This window comes from Vibrio sinaloensis DSM 21326 (assembly GCF_000189275.1).
GTDB lineage: Bacteria > Pseudomonadota > Gammaproteobacteria > Enterobacterales > Vibrionaceae > Vibrio > Vibrio sinaloensis.
The window spans coordinates 1-501 of sequence record NZ_AEVT01000077.1 but is presented as its reverse complement, the minus strand read 5'-3'; the positions used below and the strand labels follow the sequence as shown (position 1 = coordinate 501).

Sequence of the window (501 nt, the reverse complement as noted above, 5' to 3'; positions counted from 1 at the left end):
CACTTTGTCTTTTTCCGCAGCTTCACGTTTCGCTTTTTCAGCGGCTTCACGCTTAGCTTGTTCTGCGGCCTCGCGTTCAGCTTTTTGTTGCGCCTCGCGTTTGGCCTGTTCTTCTGCCTCACGACGGGCTTGCTCTTCCGCTTCACGCTGCGCCTGCTCTTCCGCGGCCAGGCGTTCAGCCTCTTGCGGATCGCGTTTCACAAAGGTGCGCTTCTTGCGGACTTCGATTTGTACCGATTTACTTTTTCCACCGGTACCTGGAATATTCAGGGTACTGCGCGTCTTACGCTGCAGCGTCAGTTTATCGGGACCAGAAACCGCTTCGCGGTTCAGGTGCGCCAGTAAAGTCTGTTTTTCTTGTGCGGACACAGAGTCGTCAGCAGATTTCCGGATACCTGCATCAGCAAACTGCTGTACCAGGCGATCCACGGAAACCTGTCTCTCTGCGGCCAGCGCTTTTAGGGTTACATCTGTCATGCTGTTCCTTCCTGCTACAGTTTA

Annotated in this window: 1 protein-coding gene; it reads right to left on the bottom strand. The window is 54.1% G+C overall.

All coding sequences use genetic code 11. The features are described 5' to 3' along the window. Positions 1–477 (bottom strand): IF-2-associated domain-containing protein (locus RH45_RS14005; RefSeq protein WP_008078206.1); only part of this gene is annotated, 477 nt, incomplete at its 3' end. Positions 478–501: the final 24 nt, after the last annotated feature.